The organism is Streptomyces sp. NPDC051822 (assembly GCF_044452745.1).
Taxonomy (GTDB): domain Bacteria; phylum Actinomycetota; class Actinomycetes; order Streptomycetales; family Streptomycetaceae; genus Streptomyces.
On record NZ_JBITBZ010000002.1, the window covers coordinates 451,862 to 469,987 of the forward strand.

The 18,126-nt window shown below is 74.0% G+C and carries 11 protein-coding genes; 8 read left to right on the forward strand and 3 right to left on the reverse strand.

The window, feature by feature from the left end:
* Window positions 1–7 precede the first annotated feature (7 nt).
* The 6 genes from ACIA8N_RS07890 (at window position 8) to moeZ (ending at window position 7,738) form a co-directional block, all read left to right on the forward strand.
* A complete protein-coding gene (locus ACIA8N_RS07890) occupies window positions 8–1,441 on the forward strand; it encodes a DUF3152 domain-containing protein (RefSeq protein ID WP_365785269.1) in 1,434 nt (477 codons plus the stop codon).
* Window positions 1,442–1,668: 227 nt separating this feature from the next.
* Window positions 1,669–3,363: a glycosyltransferase gene (locus ACIA8N_RS07895; RefSeq protein WP_365785267.1), complete on the forward strand. Its 1,695-nt coding sequence runs from the start codon at window positions 1,669–1,671 to the stop codon at window positions 3,361–3,363.
* 13 nt (window positions 3,364–3,376) lie between these two features.
* Window positions 3,377–4,660, forward strand: coding sequence for a hypothetical protein (locus ACIA8N_RS07900; protein ID WP_365785265.1), 1,284 nt, complete (start codon window positions 3,377–3,379; stop codon window positions 4,658–4,660).
* A 130-nt stretch (window positions 4,661–4,790) separates the two neighbouring features.
* A complete protein-coding gene (locus ACIA8N_RS07905) occupies window positions 4,791–5,762 on the forward strand; it encodes an NAD-dependent epimerase/dehydratase family protein (RefSeq protein ID WP_365785263.1) in 972 nt (323 codons plus the stop codon).
* Window positions 5,750–6,496: a spherulation-specific family 4 protein gene (locus ACIA8N_RS07910; protein WP_365785261.1), complete on the forward strand. Its 747-nt coding sequence runs from the start codon at window positions 5,750–5,752 to the stop codon at window positions 6,494–6,496. Before ACIA8N_RS07905 ends, ACIA8N_RS07910 begins: the two co-directional genes overlap by 13 nt.
* Before the next feature lie 63 nt (window positions 6,497–6,559).
* Window positions 6,560–7,738, forward strand: coding sequence for an adenylyltransferase/sulfurtransferase MoeZ (gene moeZ / locus ACIA8N_RS07915; protein WP_030207517.1), 1,179 nt, complete (start codon window positions 6,560–6,562; stop codon window positions 7,736–7,738).
* A 76-nt stretch (window positions 7,739–7,814) separates the two neighbouring features.
* Here the strand turns inward: moeZ and ACIA8N_RS07920 are convergent, their stop codons facing one another.
* From ACIA8N_RS07920 to ACIA8N_RS07930, 3 genes are all read right to left on the reverse strand, one after another.
* The gene (locus ACIA8N_RS07920; protein ID WP_365785258.1) at window positions 7,815–9,371 is read right to left on the reverse strand and encodes an alpha/beta hydrolase; all 1,557 of its coding nucleotides are present in this window, start codon (window positions 9,369–9,371) and stop codon (window positions 7,815–7,817) included.
* A gap of 54 nt (window positions 9,372–9,425) precedes the next feature.
* Entirely contained in the window at window positions 9,426–11,000 is a 1,575-nt protein-coding gene (locus ACIA8N_RS07925; protein WP_365785256.1) for an alpha/beta hydrolase, read from the reverse strand.
* 201 nt (window positions 11,001–11,201) lie between these two features.
* Window positions 11,202–13,853: a flippase-like domain-containing protein gene (locus ACIA8N_RS07930; protein ID WP_399415920.1), complete on the reverse strand. Its 2,652-nt coding sequence runs from the start codon at window positions 13,851–13,853 to the stop codon at window positions 11,202–11,204.
* Between the two features lie 186 nt (window positions 13,854–14,039).
* Here ACIA8N_RS07930 and ACIA8N_RS07935 point away from each other — a divergent pair, with 186 nt between their 5' ends.
* Together ACIA8N_RS07935 and ACIA8N_RS07940 are read left to right on the forward strand one after the other, a co-directional pair.
* Window positions 14,040–14,405 (forward strand): MGMT family protein, encoded by a 366-nt coding sequence (locus ACIA8N_RS07935; RefSeq protein ID WP_030548499.1) that lies wholly within the window; start codon window positions 14,040–14,042, stop codon window positions 14,403–14,405.
* Between the two features lie 233 nt (window positions 14,406–14,638).
* Window positions 14,639–18,019 carry an ATP-dependent DNA helicase gene (locus ACIA8N_RS07940; protein ID WP_365785252.1) on the forward strand — a complete coding sequence of 1,127 codons (3,381 nt, stop codon included), beginning with the start codon at window positions 14,639–14,641 and terminating at the stop codon, window positions 18,017–18,019.
* Window positions 18,020–18,126 lie beyond the last annotated feature (107 nt).

The window sequence follows — 18,126 nt, forward strand, 5'->3', positions numbered from 1 at the left end:
CCGGGCCGTGGGACGACATAGTCGCAAGGGCGCCGCGCCCTCGGTGTCCGACACCGGTCAACAGCAACAGCAACAGCAACAGCAGCGGCAACAGGCGCCGGCCGGACAGGCGCCGGCCGGACAGGCGCCGGTGGCGCCGGGGCCGCCTGCCGGGCGCGCGTCCGGGACGGGCCGCCGTCGCAGGACCGGGGACGGCGGGGGCCAGGACACGGCCGGAACCCCGGTGTACGGGACTCCGGCGCACGGCACTCCGGCGTACGGGGGACAGTCGTACGGGGCCCAGGCGTACGGGAGCCAGCCGTACGGGACACCCGCGCACGGCGTCCCCAGGTACGGCGCTCCGGCGCCGGGCGCCAGGCCACCGGGCGCCCCCGCGCCCTCGTACGGGGCCTTCGACACCCCGGCGCACGGCACCCCCGGCACCCCCGCCTACGGGACTCCCGTACGGGGCGGGCATCCGCAGCACGACGAGGAGGCCGCTCGCCGGCCCCGGCAGTACGCCCCACAGCACGGCGCCTCCCGTACCGGCGAACCCGAACAGGACGCTGCGCAGGCGCCTTTCATCCCAGGACCCCGCCGTGAGGACGTCGCCGAGGCCGAGGAGGAGGCCCCGGCGAGCCGTGGCGGCCTCGGCCGCACGCTCACCGGTGTCGCGGCGGCCGCCGTCGCCACCGTCCTCGCCGTCGTCGTCGCCGGACAGGTCACCGACCCGGAGAAGGCCCCGAGCGCCACCCGGGCCGCCGAACAGCCCGGCGGGCGGCCCGCGGAAGACACCTCCGCCTCCCGCTCCGACGAGCGGGTCACCCCGACGAGTCCGGCGCCCGTCGTCACCCCGGCGCCGACGTACGAGCAGCTGATCGCCCGCCAGTTCCCGATCGACCCGAAGCTGAAGGGTTCCGGCGACTTCGAGGCCGTGCCGGGCTTCCAGAAGGCGCCCGGCAAGGGGCGCGTCGTCCGCTATCGGATCGACGTCGAGAAGGGGCTCGGTCTCGACCAGGCGCTCTTCACCGAGACCGTGTTCAAGACCCTCAACGACCCGCGCAGCTGGGCCGGGCGAGGTGCGATGACCTTCGAGCGCATCTCCAGCGGCGAGCCCGAGTTCGTCCTGACGCTCGCCAGCCCCGGCACCACCGGCGTCTGGTGCAGGAAGTCCGGTCTCGACACCACGATCGACAACGTGTCCTGCGACTCGGCCTCCACGGACCGGGTGATGATCAACGCGTTCCGCTGGGCGCAGGGATCCGAGACCTTCGGCCCCAAGGCGATGCGCGCGTACCGGCAGATGCTCATCAACCACGAGGTCGGCCACCGGCTCGGCCACGGGCACGTGATCTGCGATACGCCCGGCGCGCTCGCCCCCGTGATGCAGCAGCAGACCAAGTCCCTGGACATCGACGGAATCAAGTGCCGCCCCAACCCCTGGGTGTACCCGGGCAGTTGAGGTCTCGTACGGGACCCGGGGGCAGGCCCTGGCCTGACCCTGCGTGACCGTTCTGGCGCGTAGCGCGACGGAACGCGACCGGGTCGGGAAAGTTACGAGCATTCACCCCTTCCAGTGGTGCGACGGACAACCGTCCGTCGCGCCACCGTCCTCTCCGCTTACGTTCGTCCCGCTGCGAGTCGCCGGACCAACGGTGGCCGCCGTCAAGGGAGATCGGGGGTGAACTCGTGCGGATCGGACTGCTCACGGAGGGTGGCTACCCGTACGCCGTCGGTGACTCCGGGATCTGGTGCGAGCGGCTCGTACACGGACTCGGGCAGCACCAGTTCGACCTGTACGCGCTCGGCGGATCCGGCACCCCGGCGGCGCTCCCCGCGAACGCCCGCGTCGCACGGGTCGCGGACCTCGGCGGCCCCGACGCGGCCCCGGCGGGCAGGACGCTCCTGGAGCGGGCCGGCTGCGGCGACCACCGCGCCGCCCGCCGCGCGTACGGCCGCCGCGAGCGGCACCGCTTCATCGAGGCCTTCCACCAGCTGGCGGCCGGCCTCTGCACGGACGACGAGGACGGGTCCTGGCCCTCCACGGACGGCGCCACGGCCGGGCTCCGCGGCGCGGCCGCCTTCGCCGCCGGGCTCCACGCGCTCGCCGACCTCGCCCGTGAGCGCGGCGGTCTCTCCGGGGCGCTCCGCTCCGACGACGCCGTGCGCACCCTCGAAGCCGCCTGCCGCGCCCCCGGCGCGCGCCGGGGCGCCGCCGCCGCGGGGCTCCCCGACCACCTCGCCTTCGTCGAGCACCTGGAGCGCGCGCTGCGCCCCCTCTCCCTCGACTGGTACGAGGGCGACGCGCTCGGCGCCGTCGACCTCTGCCACGCCGCCGCCGGAGGCACCACCGCCCTCCCCGGCCTGCTGGCCAAACGCTTCTTCGGGACGCCCCTGCTCGTCACCGAATACGGCGTGCAGCTCCGCTCCCACTACCTCTCGGCCGCCGGTGCCGACCGCTCGGGGCCGCTGCGCACCCTGCTCGCCGCCCTCCACGGCCGGCTCGCCGGCGAGGTCTACCGGCAGGCGGAGCTCCTCACCCCCGGCAACGCCCACGCCCGCCGCTGGCAGGAGAAGTGCGGCGCCGACCGCACCCGGATCCGCACGGTCCACCCCGGCATGACGGCCGACCGCTTCGCCGAGGTCGGCGAGGACGAGGAGAGCGGCGACCCCGCCACCCTGGTCTGGGTCGGCCGCGTCGAACCCGCCAAGGACCTCATCGCCCTGCTGCACGCCTTCGCCGAGATCCGGGCCCGCCAGCACGACGCCCGGCTGAGGATCGTCGCCGCACCCGTACGGGACCAGGGATCAGGGGCGTACCTCGCGCACTGCAAGGGGCTCGCCGCCCAGCTCTTCCCCGACGAGGCGGCCGGAGCGCACGCCGTCGGCGAGAACCCGGTCACCTTCGAGGAACTCGGCGGCCCCGAGGCGCCCACCCTGGAGGACGTCTACGCCTCCGGCGCGGTCGTCGTCCTCTCCAGCGTCGTCGAGGGCTTCCCCGCGAGCCTCGTCGAGGCGATGTTCTGCGCGCGGGCCACCGTCTCGACCGACGTCGGCGCGGTCGTCGAGATCATCGGCGGCACCGGCCTCGTCGTCCCGCCGCGCAACCCCCGGGCACTCGCCGACGCCTGCCTGGCGCTGCTCCGCGACCCCGAACGCCGCTACCGCCTGGGCGCCGCCGCCCGCGCCCGCGCGCTCGAACTCTTCACCGTCGAACAGAACCTCGCCGCGTTCCGCGGCATCTACCTGGAGCTCCTCTCCCACGCGCCGGTGCGCCACCGCTCCGGGGACGGCGTGCCCTTCGCCCACCCCGCCGAGGCGCACGTCCCGGGCAGCTGGGCGCAGAAGGCCGTGGCCGCCGAGACGGGAGCCCCCGATGCCTGAAGGAGGCACCCCCATGCGCGGCTCCGCCGCCCCGACGAGCCCCGGAGCCTGGGACGCCCGTTCCGAAGCCCTGCTCGGCGCCACCGCCCTGACCCCGCACGCCGGCGGAAGCCTCGAACCGCGCCCCACGGAGGAGCCCGTCGACGTCCCGCCCGCCGGGATAGCCCCTGCTCCCTCGGTGACCTCCGGCCCGGTCCCGTCCGCGACGCCCTCCCCGGCCCCCGTCGAGGCCCCGGCCTCCCGCACCGCGCCCGCCTCCCGCGCCCGGCGCGGGAACGCCGACCCGGTCAAGGTGCTCATGCACCGGCACCAGGAACTCTGCGCACGTGCCGTCGACCCGCTGGAGATCGCCGCCGGACTCGAAGCCCAGGGGTTCACCGACCGGACCGCCGCCCGGTTCCGCCACCGGGACGTCTTCTCGCTCGCCGAGGAGCTCTACGCGCGCGTGCCCCGGGGGACCGAGGCCGTCCCACCCACCGTGCCCGCGGCGGCCCGTTCGGACGCCTGGGTCCTCGCCGTCCTCACCCCGGGCGCCGCCGCCGCGCTCACCGGCATCGGGCTCGCCGTCACCCACGGCCCCCTCCGGCTCGCCGTCGGCGCGGCAGGGGCGCTGCTGCTCGCCGGAGCCCTCCTGTTCGCCGTCCGGCGCGGACCCCTCCGCGCCCCCGACGGTGCGACCCCGCCCGCCGTCCGCGTCTGGACCCTGTGGCTCCTGGCGTACGCGGTCGCCGGCGACGGACTCCTCACGCAGGTCCTCAGCGGCGGCCCCGACGGCCCCTGGGACCTCGCCCCGGGACCGCTCCTCGGCCTCGCGCTCGCCGTCGCGCCCGCCGCCTGGTGCGCCCGGCTCTTCGCGAACCGGGCTCGCCGCAGGATCGCCGACAGCCGGGGGCTCGCCGACTTCGCCGCCGGTGTCCGGCCGCTGCTCCTCGGCACCGTGGCCCTCCAACTCCTCGCCCTCGCCGTCCTGCTCGGGCTCACCGGGTTCAGCTCCGGGGCCCTGGCCCTCGGCGCGCTCCTGCTGTTCGCCCGGCTCCTCACCGTCCACGGCTTCCCCGAGACGGCCGCCGCCGCCCTCGCCGCCGCCAGTGCGGCCGAGGCCCTCGCCCTCGCGAGCGTCTTCGCCGCCCGCGTCCCCGCCCCCGGCTTCGACGCGCTCGCCGCACCGGTGCGCGCCGTCGTCGACACCTGGGGCCCCGGGGCCGTACCCACCCTCGTCTGCGGCGCCGCCGCGCTCGGCCTGCTGGCCCACGCGACCGGCTCCCTCGTCCGGGCCTCGGCCCACGCCACCCCGTGAATGTCCCGCGCCCCCGCGGAGCCGACGCCGCGGGCGCGCCCCGTCACCTCTGTCATCACCCCGCAAGGAGACCCAAGACCATGACCCCGCAACCTCCAGCACCGGCCGGTCGGCACGAAGGGGCCGCACGATGAGGGTGCTACTGCTCGGAGCCAACGGCTTCATCGGCCGCTTCGTCGCCGACCGCCTGCTCGCAGACCCGGCCGTCCACCTCACCGCGCTCGGCCGGGGCGACGACGCCGACGTGCGTTTCGACCTCGCGTCCGGCAGCCCCGGCGCGCTGACCCGCTTCCTCGACGCCGTCCACCCCGGAGTCGTCGTCAACTGCGCGGGCGCCACCCGCGGCGGAGCCCGGGACCTGACCCGGCACAACACCGTCGCCGTCGCCACCGTCTGCGAGGCCCTGCGCCGCAGCGGCTGCGGCGCCCGGCTCGTCCAGGTCGGCTGCGCCTCGGAGTACGGGCCCAGCCAGCCCGGCTCCTCCACCGCCGAGGACGCGGTGCCCCGCCCCGGCGGCCCGTACGGGGTGTCGAAGCTGGCGGCGACCGAGCTCGTCCTCGGTTCCGGCCTCGACGCCGTGGTGCTCCGGGTGTTCTCGCCCGTGGGACCCGGCACGCCCGCGGGCTCGCCGCTCGGCCGGCTCGCCGAGGCGATGCGCCGGGCCATGCAGGCCGGGGACGGCGAGCTGAAGCTCAGCGGCCTCGGGGTGCAGCGGGACTTCGTCGACGTGCGGGACGTGGCCAGGGCCGTCCACGCGGCCTCGCTGTCCGCCGCGCAGGGCGTCGTCAACATCGGCACCGGCCGCGCGGTCCGGCTCCGGGACGCCGCCGCGGTCCTGGCGAGAGTCGCGGGCTACGCCGGCAACCTGCACGAGCTGGACGCCCCGCACGGCATGGCGCAGCGCCCCATGATCGGCGCCCCCCGCACCGAGGGGACCATCGCCGACCAGCTGGCCTCCGCGCCCTACCCGTACCCCGACGGCTGCGGCCCCTGGCAGCAGGCCGACGTCCGCACCGCCCGCGACCGGCTCGGCTGGCGGCCCCGGATCAACCTGGAGGAGTCGCTCGCGGACATCTGGATGGAGGCGGCGTGTCGCATCTGACGACGAGCACCGCCACCGGGGCGGTCCAGGCCCTCGGAGTGGGCGTGCCCGGCTACGCCCACCCGCTGCTCGCCCCGGTCGAGTGGGGCGAGCTGACCCGCCCCGGGACCCCGCTGCACTGGGCCGTGCTGAACGTGGCCGAGGGGCCGGGCAGCCGCCCGGACCCGCACTGTCTGGAGGCGGCGGGAAAGCTCCGTAACGCCGGGGTCAGGGTCCTCGGGCACCTGGACGCGGCCCACGGTTCCCGGCCCTTCGGGGAGCTGGTCTCGGAGGCCCACCGTTTCCTCGACTGGTACAAGGTGGACGGCTACTACCTGGACCGCGCCCCCGCCGACCGGGCGGACCTGGCCGGGATGCGGCGGGTCACCGCGACCCTGGAGGCGGTCCTCGGCGGTGAGGCGCACCTCGTCCTCGGCCACGGCGCCCATCCCCATCCGGGATACGCCGAGGTCGCCGACCAGCTCGTGACCTTCTCCGGTGCCTGGGCGGACTACCGCTGGTCGCAGGTGGCGGAGTGGACGGCCGAGTACACGGAGTCGAAGTTCGTCCATCTCGTGCACGGGGTCCCGCGGACCCACCTCGAAGAGGCGCTGCGGATCGCCCGCTGGCAGGGGGCCGGGACGATCTTCTTCACGGACCGTCCGGGGGGCCGGGGACAAAGCGCGCCATTCCACTCGCTGCCCGGCTACTGGGACGAAATCGTCTCGCGGATCGGACCGGGTGTCTCGGAATGAGGAGGGGCGTGGCAGTGTTACGGGGAGAACAACCGTACTGACATACCGACAACCGGAGTCCCCGTGTCGCTGCCACCCCTGGTCGAGCCGGCTGCCGAGCTCACCGTAGACGAGGTCCGCAGGTACTCCCGCCACCTGATCATCCCGGACGTCGGGATGGACGGGCAGAAGCGGCTGAAGAACGCCAAGGTGCTGTGTGTCGGCGCCGGTGGCCTCGGCTCGCCGGCGCTGATGTACCTGGCCGCCGCCGGCGTGGGCACGCTCGGCATCGTGGAGTTCGACGAGGTCGACGAGTCGAACCTCCAGCGCCAGATCATCCACAGCCAGGCCGACATCGGCCGCTCCAAGGCCGCCTCGGCGCGCGACAGCGTGCTCGGCATCAACCCGTACGTGAACGTGATCCTTCACGAGGAGCGGCTCGAAGCCGAGAACGTGATGGAGATCTTCGGTCAGTACGACCTGATCGTCGACGGCACGGACAACTTCGCCACCCGTTACCTGGTGAACGACGCCTGCGTGCTGCTGAACAAGCCGTACGTCTGGGGCTCGATCTACCGCTTCGACGGCCAGGCGTCGGTCTTCTGGTCCGAGTACGGCCCCTGCTACCGCTGCCTCTACCCGGAGCCCCCGCCGCCGGGCATGGTCCCGTCCTGCGCCGAGGGCGGCGTCCTCGGCGTGCTGTGCGCGTCCATCGGCTCCATCCAGGTCACCGAGGCCATCAAGGTCCTCGCCGGCGTGGGCGACCCGCTCGTCGGCCGCCTGATGATCTACGACGCCCTGGAGATGCAGTACCGCCAGGTCAAGGTCCGCAAGGACCCGGACTGCGCGGTCTGCGGCGACAACCCGACCGTCACCGAGCTCATCGACTACGAGGCCTTCTGCGGCGTCGTGTCCGAGGAGGCCCAGGAGGCGGCGCTCGGCTCCACGATCACTCCGAAGCAGCTCAAGGAGTGGATCGACGAGGGCGAGAACATCGACATCATCGATGTCCGCGAGGTCAACGAGTACGAGATCGTCTCGATCCCCGGCGCGCGCCTGATCCCGAAGGGCGAGTTCCTGATGGGCACGGCCCTCCAGGACCTCCCGCAGGACAAGCGGATCGTCCTGCACTGCAAGACGGGTGTCCGCAGTGCGGAAGTCCTCGCCGTGCTCAAGTCCGCGGGCTTCGCGGACGCGGTGCACGTCGGCGGCGGCGTGATCGGCTGGGTCCACCAGATCGAGCCCGAGAAGCCGGTCTACTAGGCGACGCACGGCGACAGACGGCGACACACGGAAGGCCCCGGACCTCCTCGCGAGGTCCGGGGCCTTCCGCGCGTCCTCAGCAGGTCGTGCCGTACGCGGGGACCCTGCCGTCCAGGAGGTACGCGTCGACCGTCCGCGTCACGCACCTCGAGGTGCCGTAGGCGCCGTGGCCCTCACCCTTGTTGGTGACCAGGATGCCGACGCCGTCGCCGAGTTCCTTCGCCATCTTCTCCGCGCCCTCGTACGGGGTGGCCGGGTCGCCCGTGGTGCCGACGACCAGGATCGGGGCGGCGCCGGGGGCGCTCGCCTCCGGGTTGGCCCGCTCGCCCTTCACCGGCCAGTCCCAGCACCAGCCCGCCGTGTCCCAGGCGAGGAACGTGCCGAACACGGGGGACAGCTCGCGGAACTCGGGCACGAGGGCCTTCGCCTGGGCGGCGGTCGGCCGGGCGTTGGAGTCGGCGCAGGAGATGGCCCGCTGGGAGTGCGACTGGGTCGAGTAGTGGCCGTTCGCGTCGCGGTCGTTGTAGTAGTCGGCGAGTTCGAGCAGGGCGTCCCCGCTACCGCGCTCCGCCTCCTCCAGCGCCTCCGTCAGGAGGGGCCAGTTGGCCTGGCCGTACAGCGTGACCGCTATGCCCGTGAGCGCCAGGCCCTCGGTGAGCCGCCGTTCGCCGACGGCCAGCGGCTCCCGGTCCAGCTTCGTCAGCAGGCGGGTGATCCGCTCGTTGCCGGCCTCGCGGTCCTGGCCGGTGCTCTTCAGGTAGTTGTCCAGGGCGCGCTGGAAGCCGATCGTCTGGTGGCGGGCGTGCCCGACGGAGTCGGCCGTCGGGTCGACGACCGCGTCGAGGACGAGCCGGCCCACGCGCGACGGGAACAGGTGGGCGTACGTGCCGCCGAGCTGGGTCCCGTACGAGATGCCGAAGTAGTTCAGCTTCTCGTCCCCGAGCACCTGCCGGATCAGGTCCAGGTCCCTGGCGGTGGCGGTGGTCGTGGTGTGGGCGAGGAGCGGGCCGGAGCGGCGGGCGCAGCCGGCCCCGAAGGCGGCGCCGTCCTCGAGGTACGCGGCCTCCTCGGCGGCCGAGTCGGGGGTGAGGTCGACGGTGGCCTCGGCGGCGGCCTGTTCGGCGTCGCTCCGACAGACGACGCCCGCGCTGCGGCCCACCCCCCGCGGGTCGAAACCGACCAGGTCGTAACGCTCGCCCGGCTTCCGGTACTCGTCCTCCAGCTGCGGCAGCATCGCCACGCCCGAGGCGCCGGGCCCGCCGAAGTTGAAGAGGAGCGAGCCGATGCGGCCACGCTCGTCGGTGGCCTGCTTGCGGATCAGCGCGACCGGCAGGGTGGCGCCCTCGGGCTTCGCGTAGTCGACCGGGACGGTCACCGTGGCGCAGCGCCACTTCGCACCGGGTGCCTCGCCGCCCCCCTGGGCCTCGCAGGTCTTCCAGTCGGGGCGCTGGCCCGTGAGGGCACCGGGGAGCGCCGGGGCGGCGGGCGCGGTGCCGGTGGCGCCGGCCGAGGGCTTGGCGTCGCCGGTGGGCGGGGCCGACGTGGCGCCGGTGCCGCCGCCGTCCGTGCTCGTACAGCCCGCGACCAGGACCCCGGTCACCGCCAGCACCGTCATGCGTACACGTATGGACATGTGTTCCCCCTGGATCCCGGCAAGGCGGCCATCCTATGGGCCCGATTTTCCCGCCTACTTGCACACCGTCCCGGAGGTCGGGACCTTGCCGTCGAGGAGGTACGCGTCGACCGCCTTCTTCACGCACGCGCTGCCGCTGTTGTACGCGCCATGGCCCTCGCCCTCGTACGTCAGCTCCACGCCGACGCCGTCGCCGAGCGCCTTCACCATCGACCGGGCGCCCTCGTACGGCGTCGCCGGGTCCCCGGTGTTGCCGACGACCAGGATCGGCGCGGAACCGGGCGCGGACACGTCCGGGTGCTCCCAGGTGCCCGCCACCGGCCACTGCGAGCAGCTGGAGAGGGCCCAGCCCATGAAGTCGCCGAAGACGGGGGAGGCCTCCCGGAACTCGCCGAGCCGCTCCTTCGCCTGGCCGAGGGTGTAGCGCTCCTTGAAGTCCACGCAGTTGATGGCGGCGTTGGCGGCCTGGATGTTGCTGTACGAGCCGTTCTGGCCGCGCCCGTTCATCGAGTCGGAGAGGGACAGGAGCAGCGCCCCGTCGCCGCCGTCGGCCGCGTCGAGCCCCTGCTCCAGATAGGTCCAGAACTCCTTGGAGTACAGGGCCTGCGCGATGCCGTTGGTGGCCTGCGTCTGGGTCAGCTTCCGGTCGCCGATGCCGGGGATCGGCTCCTTGTCGAGGGCCGCGAGCAGCTCCGTGACGAAGGACTCGATCTCGGCGACGCTCGTGCCGGGCAGGGTGCACTCGTCGCCCCGGTCCACGCAGTCCTGTGCGAAGTTGTCCAGGGCGAGCTGGAAGCCCTTCGCCTGGCCGAGCGCGCCCTCCTCGACTCCCGCGTCCGGGTCGACGACGGCGTCGAAGACGGCCCTGCCGACGTTCTTCGGGAACAGATGGGCGTAGACGCCGCCGAGTTCGGTGCCGTACGAGATTCCGAAGTAGTGGAGCTTCGTGTCCCCGAGGACCTGGCGCATGAGGTCCATGTCCCGGGCGGCGTTCTCGGTGCCGACGTGCGGCAGGGCCCGGCCGGCGTCCTTCTCGCAGCCGGACGCGTACTTTTTCTGCGCCTCGGAGAGCGTCCGTTCCTCGGTCTCGTCGTCGGGTGTGAAGTCCAGGGCGTAGTACGCGTCGAGCTCCTTGTCGGTCGCGCATTCGACGGGGTCGCTGCGGCCCACCCCGCGCGGGTCGAAGGAGACCAGGTCGTAGCGCCCGCGCAGGGTCTCGTAGTCCTTGGCGAAGCCGGGAAGCCCGGTGATGCCGGAGCCGCCTGGCCCGCCGAAGTTGAAGACGAGCGAACCGATCCGCCGGTCCTTGTCGCGGGCCCGGGCCCGGATCAGCGCCAGCTCGATCGTCTCGCCCTCCGGCACCGCCCAGTCGAGCGGCGTCTGGAGGAAGGAGCACTCCCAGGCGGTGCCGCCGGGGAGCGGCGAGGGCGGCTCGCCGCCGCCCTCGGCGGCGGACGGCGCCGGGCAGGGGGCCCAGGCGAGTTTCTGCGCCGCGAGGGCCGGGAGCCCGGCCGAGCCGCTCGGCTTCGTCGGATCCGCCGCGTCGTCGCCCCCGCCCGAGCACCCGGCGGCGAGCAGCACGGTGGTGGCGGTCAGCAGAGCGGCGCGCTGGGCGGCGGAGATCGGCATGACCCCATCGTGGGCCGCCGCCCCCGAGGCCGCGCGGGACGGAGGTCCATGCGGGTGGCCGGGGGCCGGCGGAGCCCGGATTGCGGACTGCCGGGCTCCGCGGCTAGCCAGGATCCGGACTACCGGTCTCGGCGGGTATCCCGGATCCGGACTACCGGCCTCGGCGGGTTATCCCGGATCCGGACTACCGGGCTCGGCCGGTCACAGCGCCTCGCGCTTCGTCAGCCAGTTGAAGCAGAGCCAGCCCGGCAGCACCGGGATCCACAGGGTGAGCAGGCGGTAGAGCAGGACGGCCGGGGTGGCGACCTCCAGCGGCAGGCCCACCGCGACCAGACCGAAGGTCAGCGCGCCCTCGACCGCGCCGACACCGCCCGGCGTCGGCGCCGCCGAGCCGAGCGCGTTGCCCGCGAGGAAGACGACCGCGACGCTCGCGTAGCTGATCGTCTGGTTCCCGTTGCTGAAGGCCCGGATCGAGGCGTCCAGACAGAGGACGAACACACCGGTGAGGAGCAGCATCCCGCCGATGCCGGTGACCAGCTTCATCGGCCGCTGGAGCACGTCCAGCATGCGCGGCACCACACCGGCGAACAGCGACCGCAGCCGGGTCGACACGAACTTGCGCATGAACGGGATCGCCGTGACGACCAGGACGAGCACCGCGACCGTCAGGAGACCGGCGATGACCGTCCTCGACGGGGTGAAGGACTGCGACTTCTCCGTCCCCGTCAGATAGCCGAAGGAGAGCAGGAGCAGGATGTGCGCCCCGAGACCGAAGAGCTGGGAGGCGCCGACGCTCGCCACCGCGAGCCCCGGCCGCACGCCCGCGCGCTGGAGGAAGCGGGTGTTCAGGGCGACACCGCCGACCGCCGCGGGGGCCACGATCTTCACGAACGAGCCGGCGACCTGCGCCACCACCGTCCGCCAGAACCCGACCCGCTCCGGTACGAAGCCGAGCAGGCTCATCGCCGCCGCCACGTAGCTGACGGCGGAGAACAGGACCGCCGCCGCGACCCACCGCCAGTCCGCCTGACTGATCGTGGAGAGCGGGGTGCGGGCGATCTGCGAGAGCAGGAAGTACGCGGCGACCGCGCCGGCGATCAGGCTGACCAGGGTCCGCGGCTTGATCCGTTCGAGCCGGACCGGCTCCACCGGGGCCTGCGGGCGGATCAGCAGCACCTGCTGCCGGATCTGGGCGAGCAGATCCTCCTCGCGGGCCTCGTCGAGGGCCGTGTCCAGGGCCCGCTTCTCGGCCTTCTTGTCCGCCTTCTTCTCGGCCTTGGTCTCGGCGCGTACGAGCGTCGGGTCCGCGGCGACCTCCGCCGCGTGGCCCTTCGCCAGCTCCCGTTCGTGCTTGGCCGCCTCCGAGGCGGCGAGCACGGCCTCCCGCTCGCGGGCCGACCGCTCCCGGGCCAGTTTCCGCAGCGTCGCGCGCGTGGAGCGGCTCAGCGCGATGGGCTGGAGCAGCGGCAGGCAGTCGGCGACGGTGTCCGGGCCGAGCACGTCGACGGCCGCGGCTACCGCCCGCTCGGCCCCGACCCGCAGGCCCAGGGTGGTGAGCAGCTGGGCGATGTCCATCCGCAGGATCAGATCGCCGGCGGCGATCTCGCCGCCGCGCAGATCGGTGAGGATCACTCTGCCGGAACGATCCACCAGAATCGCGTCGCCGGTGAGCCTGCGGTGGGCGATCCGGCGCGACTGGAGCGCCCGCATCTGCCGGAAGGCGCTGCGGACCAGTTCGTCGGTGATCTCGTGGTCGTCCAGCGAGTCCAGGCTCCGGCCGCCGATGTGCTCGTACACCAGCATCACGGCGTCCGGGCCGAGCTCAGAGGTGGCGATCAGCTTCGGCGCGTTCGCCCCGGCGGCGATCGCCGCGTACGCGAGGAGCGCCTCCTGTTCCAGGGCCTGGCGGAGCGAGACGATCGAACGGCGGGTGGTGATCGTCCGGAGGGTGAGCCTGCGCCACGCGCGGTAGAAGAAGCCGTGCGCCTGCTGTTCCCGGTCGACGACGGTGACGTCGAGCGGCGGCCCCTCCTCCAGGGTCACGATGTACCGGCGGCCCCGGTCGCCGCTGTCCGCCGCGTCGGGCACTCCCTCGGCGCGCAGCGCCGTCACCGGCCGGAAGCCGACCCGGCGCAGGCCGGCGAGGAGGGTCTGCCCGGTGGGCCGGACGTTGGGGGAGCCGACCGCGTACAGCGTGCCGTACGCCACCGTCCAGCCGATCAGGACGGTCAGGATGATCGAGAGCGCGGTGGTGTAGCCGGCCACCAGCATCGTGAACGCGTCGAGCAGCAGCACCGCCCAGAGCGAGACCCGCCAGCGCGGCCTGCGGGCCATGCCGACGGCGGTCATGTACGCGATCACCGGGGCCAGGTAGTTGTGGACCGGGTCGGTGAGCCCGCCGCCGGACTGCGCCTGGGTCAGCGCGTCCTGGATCGTGCCGGGCGCGGCCTGGGCGACCCAGAGGTCGGTGGCGAGGGTGACGCCGTGCGCGAGGACGGCGGCGAGGACGCCGTCGGCGATGCGCAGGCCGTCCCGTTTGATCAGGCGCTCGATGGCGAAGGCCACGGGGACGAGCAGGACGGCGATGGAGGAGACGAGTCCGGCGATCTTGACGAAGACGTCGGGTGCGCCGACGGCGCCCTTGTTGATGTCCTCCTCCAGGCCGGAGGTCGTCGCGTGGGCGAACGCGGCGACGGCGATGACCAGGGCGATGGCGAGGAGACCGGCGAGCAGCCGCATGAGGTCGGAGGGCCGGTGCACGCGGGCGGCGAGCAGCGGTTCGTCACCGGAGACGCGCTCGGGCACGTCGGCCTTGCCCTCCTCGGGAGGCTGCGTCTCCTGCCCCATCACCATGTCCGTCTCTGCATGCGCGTCGCGTTGTTCTCGTTCTCGTTCTTGTTCGTCAGTTTGTTCTTGTCTGTGCGTTTGTTCTTGTACTTGTCGCTCTTGATCTCGTATCACCAGTCACCGCCCGCACGATGGTGGCATGAAGAGCCGCCGCACGGAGGCATCAGGGCCATGTCGGTGGGGTGAGGCACGATGGGGCGGATGAGCATGGAGGAGCCTGTGGGGGAGACCGGAGAACTGCCCGAGTACGCGGAGCGGGTGCTCGACGTCGCCGACGGGATCCCGCCCGGCCGGGTGATGACCTACGGCGACGTCGCCGAGTGGCTGGGCGAGGGCGGGCCGCGTCAGGTCGGCCGGGTGATGGCCCTGTACGGCGGGACGGCGCCCTGGTGGCGGGTGGTCCGCGCGGACGGCACGCTGCTGCCGGGACACGAGCTGCGGGCCCTCGGCCACTACCGCGAGGAGGGCACCCCGCTGCGCGAGGCCGGCCGCGCCGCCGAGGGACACGTACCGCGCATCGACATGCGGCGGGCGCGCTGGGACGGAACTCACACCTGAGGGACCCGGCCGGGGTGGGACCGGCCGGACACGGCGGATACGGCTCCGCCCGGGGCGCGTACGGCTCCGCCCGGAGGGTGGAACGGGGCCCGGAGTACGGCTCGGCGACGGGCCGTTTCGCGTAACGTCGACGTTCGCGTCCTCCGCGACGGCGGGCCGGCGCGCTCGCCTGCCGGCCGCGGCGGACGACCGCCTCACCCGCACCACCACTCCCACCAGGACCGGCGACCCACGTGAGTACCTCCTCCACCACCCGGCGTACGCCGCCGCACCAGGGACAGCCGTACCCCGGTCCGGGACGGCAGCGGACCCCGGGCGCGTACCGACTGGTGCGTACCACGCCGGCCCCGATGGATCCCCCTCACCTGGACGCAGCCCAACGGGAAGTGGTTGACCACACCGGCGGACCGCTTCTCGTCCTCGCAGGACCCGGCACCGGCAAGACCACGACCCTGGTCGAGTCCGTCGCCGCCCGCATGGAGAACGGCGCCGACCCCGAGCGCCTCCTCGTCCTCACCTTCAGCCGCAAGGCCGCCGTCGAACTCCGCGACCGCATGGCCGCCCGGCTCGGCGGCCGCCGCCCGCCCCAGGCCACCACCTTCCACTCGTACTGCTACGCCCTGATCCGCGCCCACCAGGACGCCGAGCTCTTCGCCGAACCCCTGCGGCTCCTCTCAGGACCCGAGCAGGACCTCGCCGTGCGCGAGCTGCTCGCCGGCCACGTCGACCTGGGGAAGAGCGGCCTCGGGAGCATCCGCTGGCCCGACGAACTGCGCGCCTGCCTCACCACCCGCGGCTTCGCCGACGAGGTACGGGCCGTCCTCGCGCGCTCCCGGGAGCTCGGCCTCGGACCCGACGCGCTCGCCCGGTTCGCCGACCGCGTCGGCCGCCCCGACTGGAAGGCCGCGGCCGGCTTCCTCGCCGAGTACCTCGACGTCCTCGACCTCCAGGGCGTCCTCGACTACACGGAACTCGTCCACCGGGCCGTCCTCCTCGCCGAGGACATCAGCCTGCCCGCGTACGACGCGGTGTACGTCGACGAGTACCAGGACACCGACCCGGCGCAGGTCCGGCTCCTCCACGCGCTCGCGGGCGGCGGACGCCGCACGGTGGTCGCCTTCGGCGACCCCGACCAGTCCATCTACGCCTTCCGCGGCGCCGACGTGAACGGCATCCTCGACTTCCCCTCCTCCTTCGGCGGCGCCGACGTACGCGTCCTGCGCACCGCCCGCCGCTCCGGAGCCGGCCTGCTCGGGGCGACCCGGCTGCTCGCCCAGCGGATGCCGATGCCCCGGCTCCCCGCCGACAAGGTCCGCGCCCACCGCGACCTCACGGCGGCGCGGGACGGCGGCGGGGCGGAGGCGTACACGTACCCGACGGCCTCCGCGGAGGCCGAGAACATCGCCGACCTGCTGCGCCGCGCCCACCTGGAGGACGGCGTCCCCTGGCAGGACATGGCCGTCCTCACCCGCGCCGCCGCCTCCCTCCCTTCCCTCCGCCGCGCCCTCACCTCGGCGGGCGTCCCGGTGGAGACCGACGCGGCGGACACCCCGCTCCGCCACGAACCGGCGGTGGCCCCCCTGCTCCTCGCCCTGCGCGCGGTGGCGGGCGCGGCACCGGACCCGGTCGTGAGCGAGCCCGAGCCCGAGCCCGAGTCGGACCAGGTTGTGGGCGAGCCCGCGCCTGATGCGGGCCTGGTCGTGGGCGTGCGTTCCACCGAGCCCGAGCCCGACGCCACCGCCTGGCTCCCCGTGGAGACCGCGCTCGAACTGCTCGCCTCCCCCCTCGCCGGGGTGGACCCCGCCGACCTCCGCCGCCTGGGCCGCGCCCTCAGGGACGAGGAGAGGGCCGCCGGCAACAAGGTCCCGCCCCCCTCCGACGTCCTCCTCGCCCGCGCCCTCGCAGAGCCGACGCGCCTCGTCGCCCACGACCCCGCGTACACCCGCGGCGCGAAGCGGCTCGGCGACCTCCTCCGGGAGACCCGGGCACTGCTCGCGGCGGGCGGTACCGCCGAAGAGGCCCTCTGGGTCCTCTGGAACGGCACCCCCTGGCCCGGCCGCCTGGAGCGCGCCGCCCTGCGCGGCGGCCCCGCCGGCCGCAACGCCGACCGCGACCTCGACGCCGTCTGCGCCCTCTTCGAGACCGCGGCCCGCGCCGAGGAACGCGTCGGCGGCCGCGGTGTCCTCAACTTCCTCGAAGAGCTCGACGCCCAGGACATCGCCGCCGACACCCTCACCCGACGCCACACCCGCCCCGACGCCGTCCGTCTGATGACCGCCCACCGTTCCAAGGGCCTCGAATGGAGCCTCGTCGTCGTCGCGGGCGTCCAGGAGGGCCTCTGGCCCGACCTGCGCCGCCGCGGATCCCTCCTCGAAGCCGACCGGATCGGCCGCGACGGCCTCGCCGAGCCCCTCACCCCCGGCGCCCTCCTCGCCGAGGAACGCCGGCTCTTCTACGTGGCCGCCACCCGCGCCCGCGACCGGCTCGTCGTCACCGCGGTGAAGGCCGCCGCCGAGGACGGCGACCAGCCCTCCCGGTTCCTCACCGAGCTCGGCGCCGAACCGAAGGACGTCCCCGGCCGCCCCCGCCGCCCCCTCGCCGTCTCCGCCCTGGTCGCCGAACTGCGCGCCACCACCGTCGACCCGGCGGCCTCGCCCGCGCTCAGGGACGCGGCCGTCCAGCGCCTCGCCGAACTCGCCGCGCTCACCGACGAGGACGGTCAGCCGCTGGTGCCCGCCGCGCACCCCGACCGCTGGTGGGGCCTGTTCGAGCCGACGCACAGCACGGTGCCGCTGCGCGACCGCGACCTGCCCGTCGGCCTGTCGCCGAGCGCCCTGGAGAACCTGGTCACCACCTGCTCCCTCCAGTGGTTCCTGGGCCGCGAGGTCAAGGCCGCCGCCCCCGCCACCGCCGCCCAGGGTTTCGGCAACGTCGTCCACGTCCTCGCCGACGAGGTCGCCTCCGGCCGTACTCCGGCGGACCTCGACGTCCTCATGGCCCGCCTGGACTCCGTCTGGGACGCCCTCGCCTTCGACGCCCCCTGGAAGTCGGCCCAGGAGAAGCAGCACGCGCGCGTGGCCCTCGAACGCTTCCTGAGCTGGCACGTCATGGACCGGGGCGGCCGCACCCCCGCCGCCTCGGAACACGGCTTCGACGTGACCCTGGAGGCGGGCGAGTACGAGGTCCGCATCCGGGGCTCGATGGACCGCGTCGAGACGGACGAGCAGGGCCGCGCGTACGTCGTCGACTTCAAGACCGGCAAGTCGGCGCCCACCCGCGACGAGGTCGCCCACCACCCGCAGCTCGCCGTCTACCAGCTCGCGGTACGGGAGGGCGCCCTCGACGAGGTCTTCGACGGCCGCCGACCGGAGCCGGGCGGCGCCGAACTCGTACAGCTGCGGCAGCCCGCCCCCCAGAAGGAGGGCGGCGACGCCCTCCCGAAGGTCCAGGCGCAGGAGCCGCTGGCGGGGGAGTGGGTCGGCGACCTGCTCGCCACCGCGGCCGGCCGGGTCCTCGACGAGCGCTTCTCCCCGACCACCGGTCAGCACTGCGCGAACTGTGCCTTCCGGGCGTCGTGCAGCGCCCAGCCGGAGGGCCGCCAGGTCGTCGACTGACAGTGAGGATGTACGTGAGCTGCCGCTCTTCTTTCCTTCGCCTTGTGGGGAGCGTCACGTTCCTGTCCGTACATCCTTCGCACGCCCTGCGAGGTCACTCTCTCCGC

Coding starts and splice junctions, on each gene's coding strand:
- ACIA8N_RS07935 (WP_030548499.1), top strand. CDS start 14,040: ATGGGGCGGATGAGCATGGAGGAGCCTGTGGGGGAGACCGGAGAACTG.
- ACIA8N_RS07930 (WP_399415920.1), bottom strand. CDS start 13,853: ATGGTGATGGGGCAGGAGACGCAGCCTCCCGAGGAGGGCAAGGCCGAC.
- ACIA8N_RS07900 (WP_365785265.1), top strand. CDS start 3,377: ATGCGCGGCTCCGCCGCCCCGACGAGCCCCGGAGCCTGGGACGCCCGT.
- ACIA8N_RS07925 (WP_365785256.1), bottom strand. CDS start 11,000: ATGCCGATCTCCGCCGCCCAGCGCGCCGCTCTGCTGACCGCCACCACC.
- ACIA8N_RS07920 (WP_365785258.1), bottom strand. CDS start 9,371: ATGTCCATACGTGTACGCATGACGGTGCTGGCGGTGACCGGGGTCCTG.
- ACIA8N_RS07905 (WP_365785263.1), top strand. CDS start 4,791: ATGAGGGTGCTACTGCTCGGAGCCAACGGCTTCATCGGCCGCTTCGTC.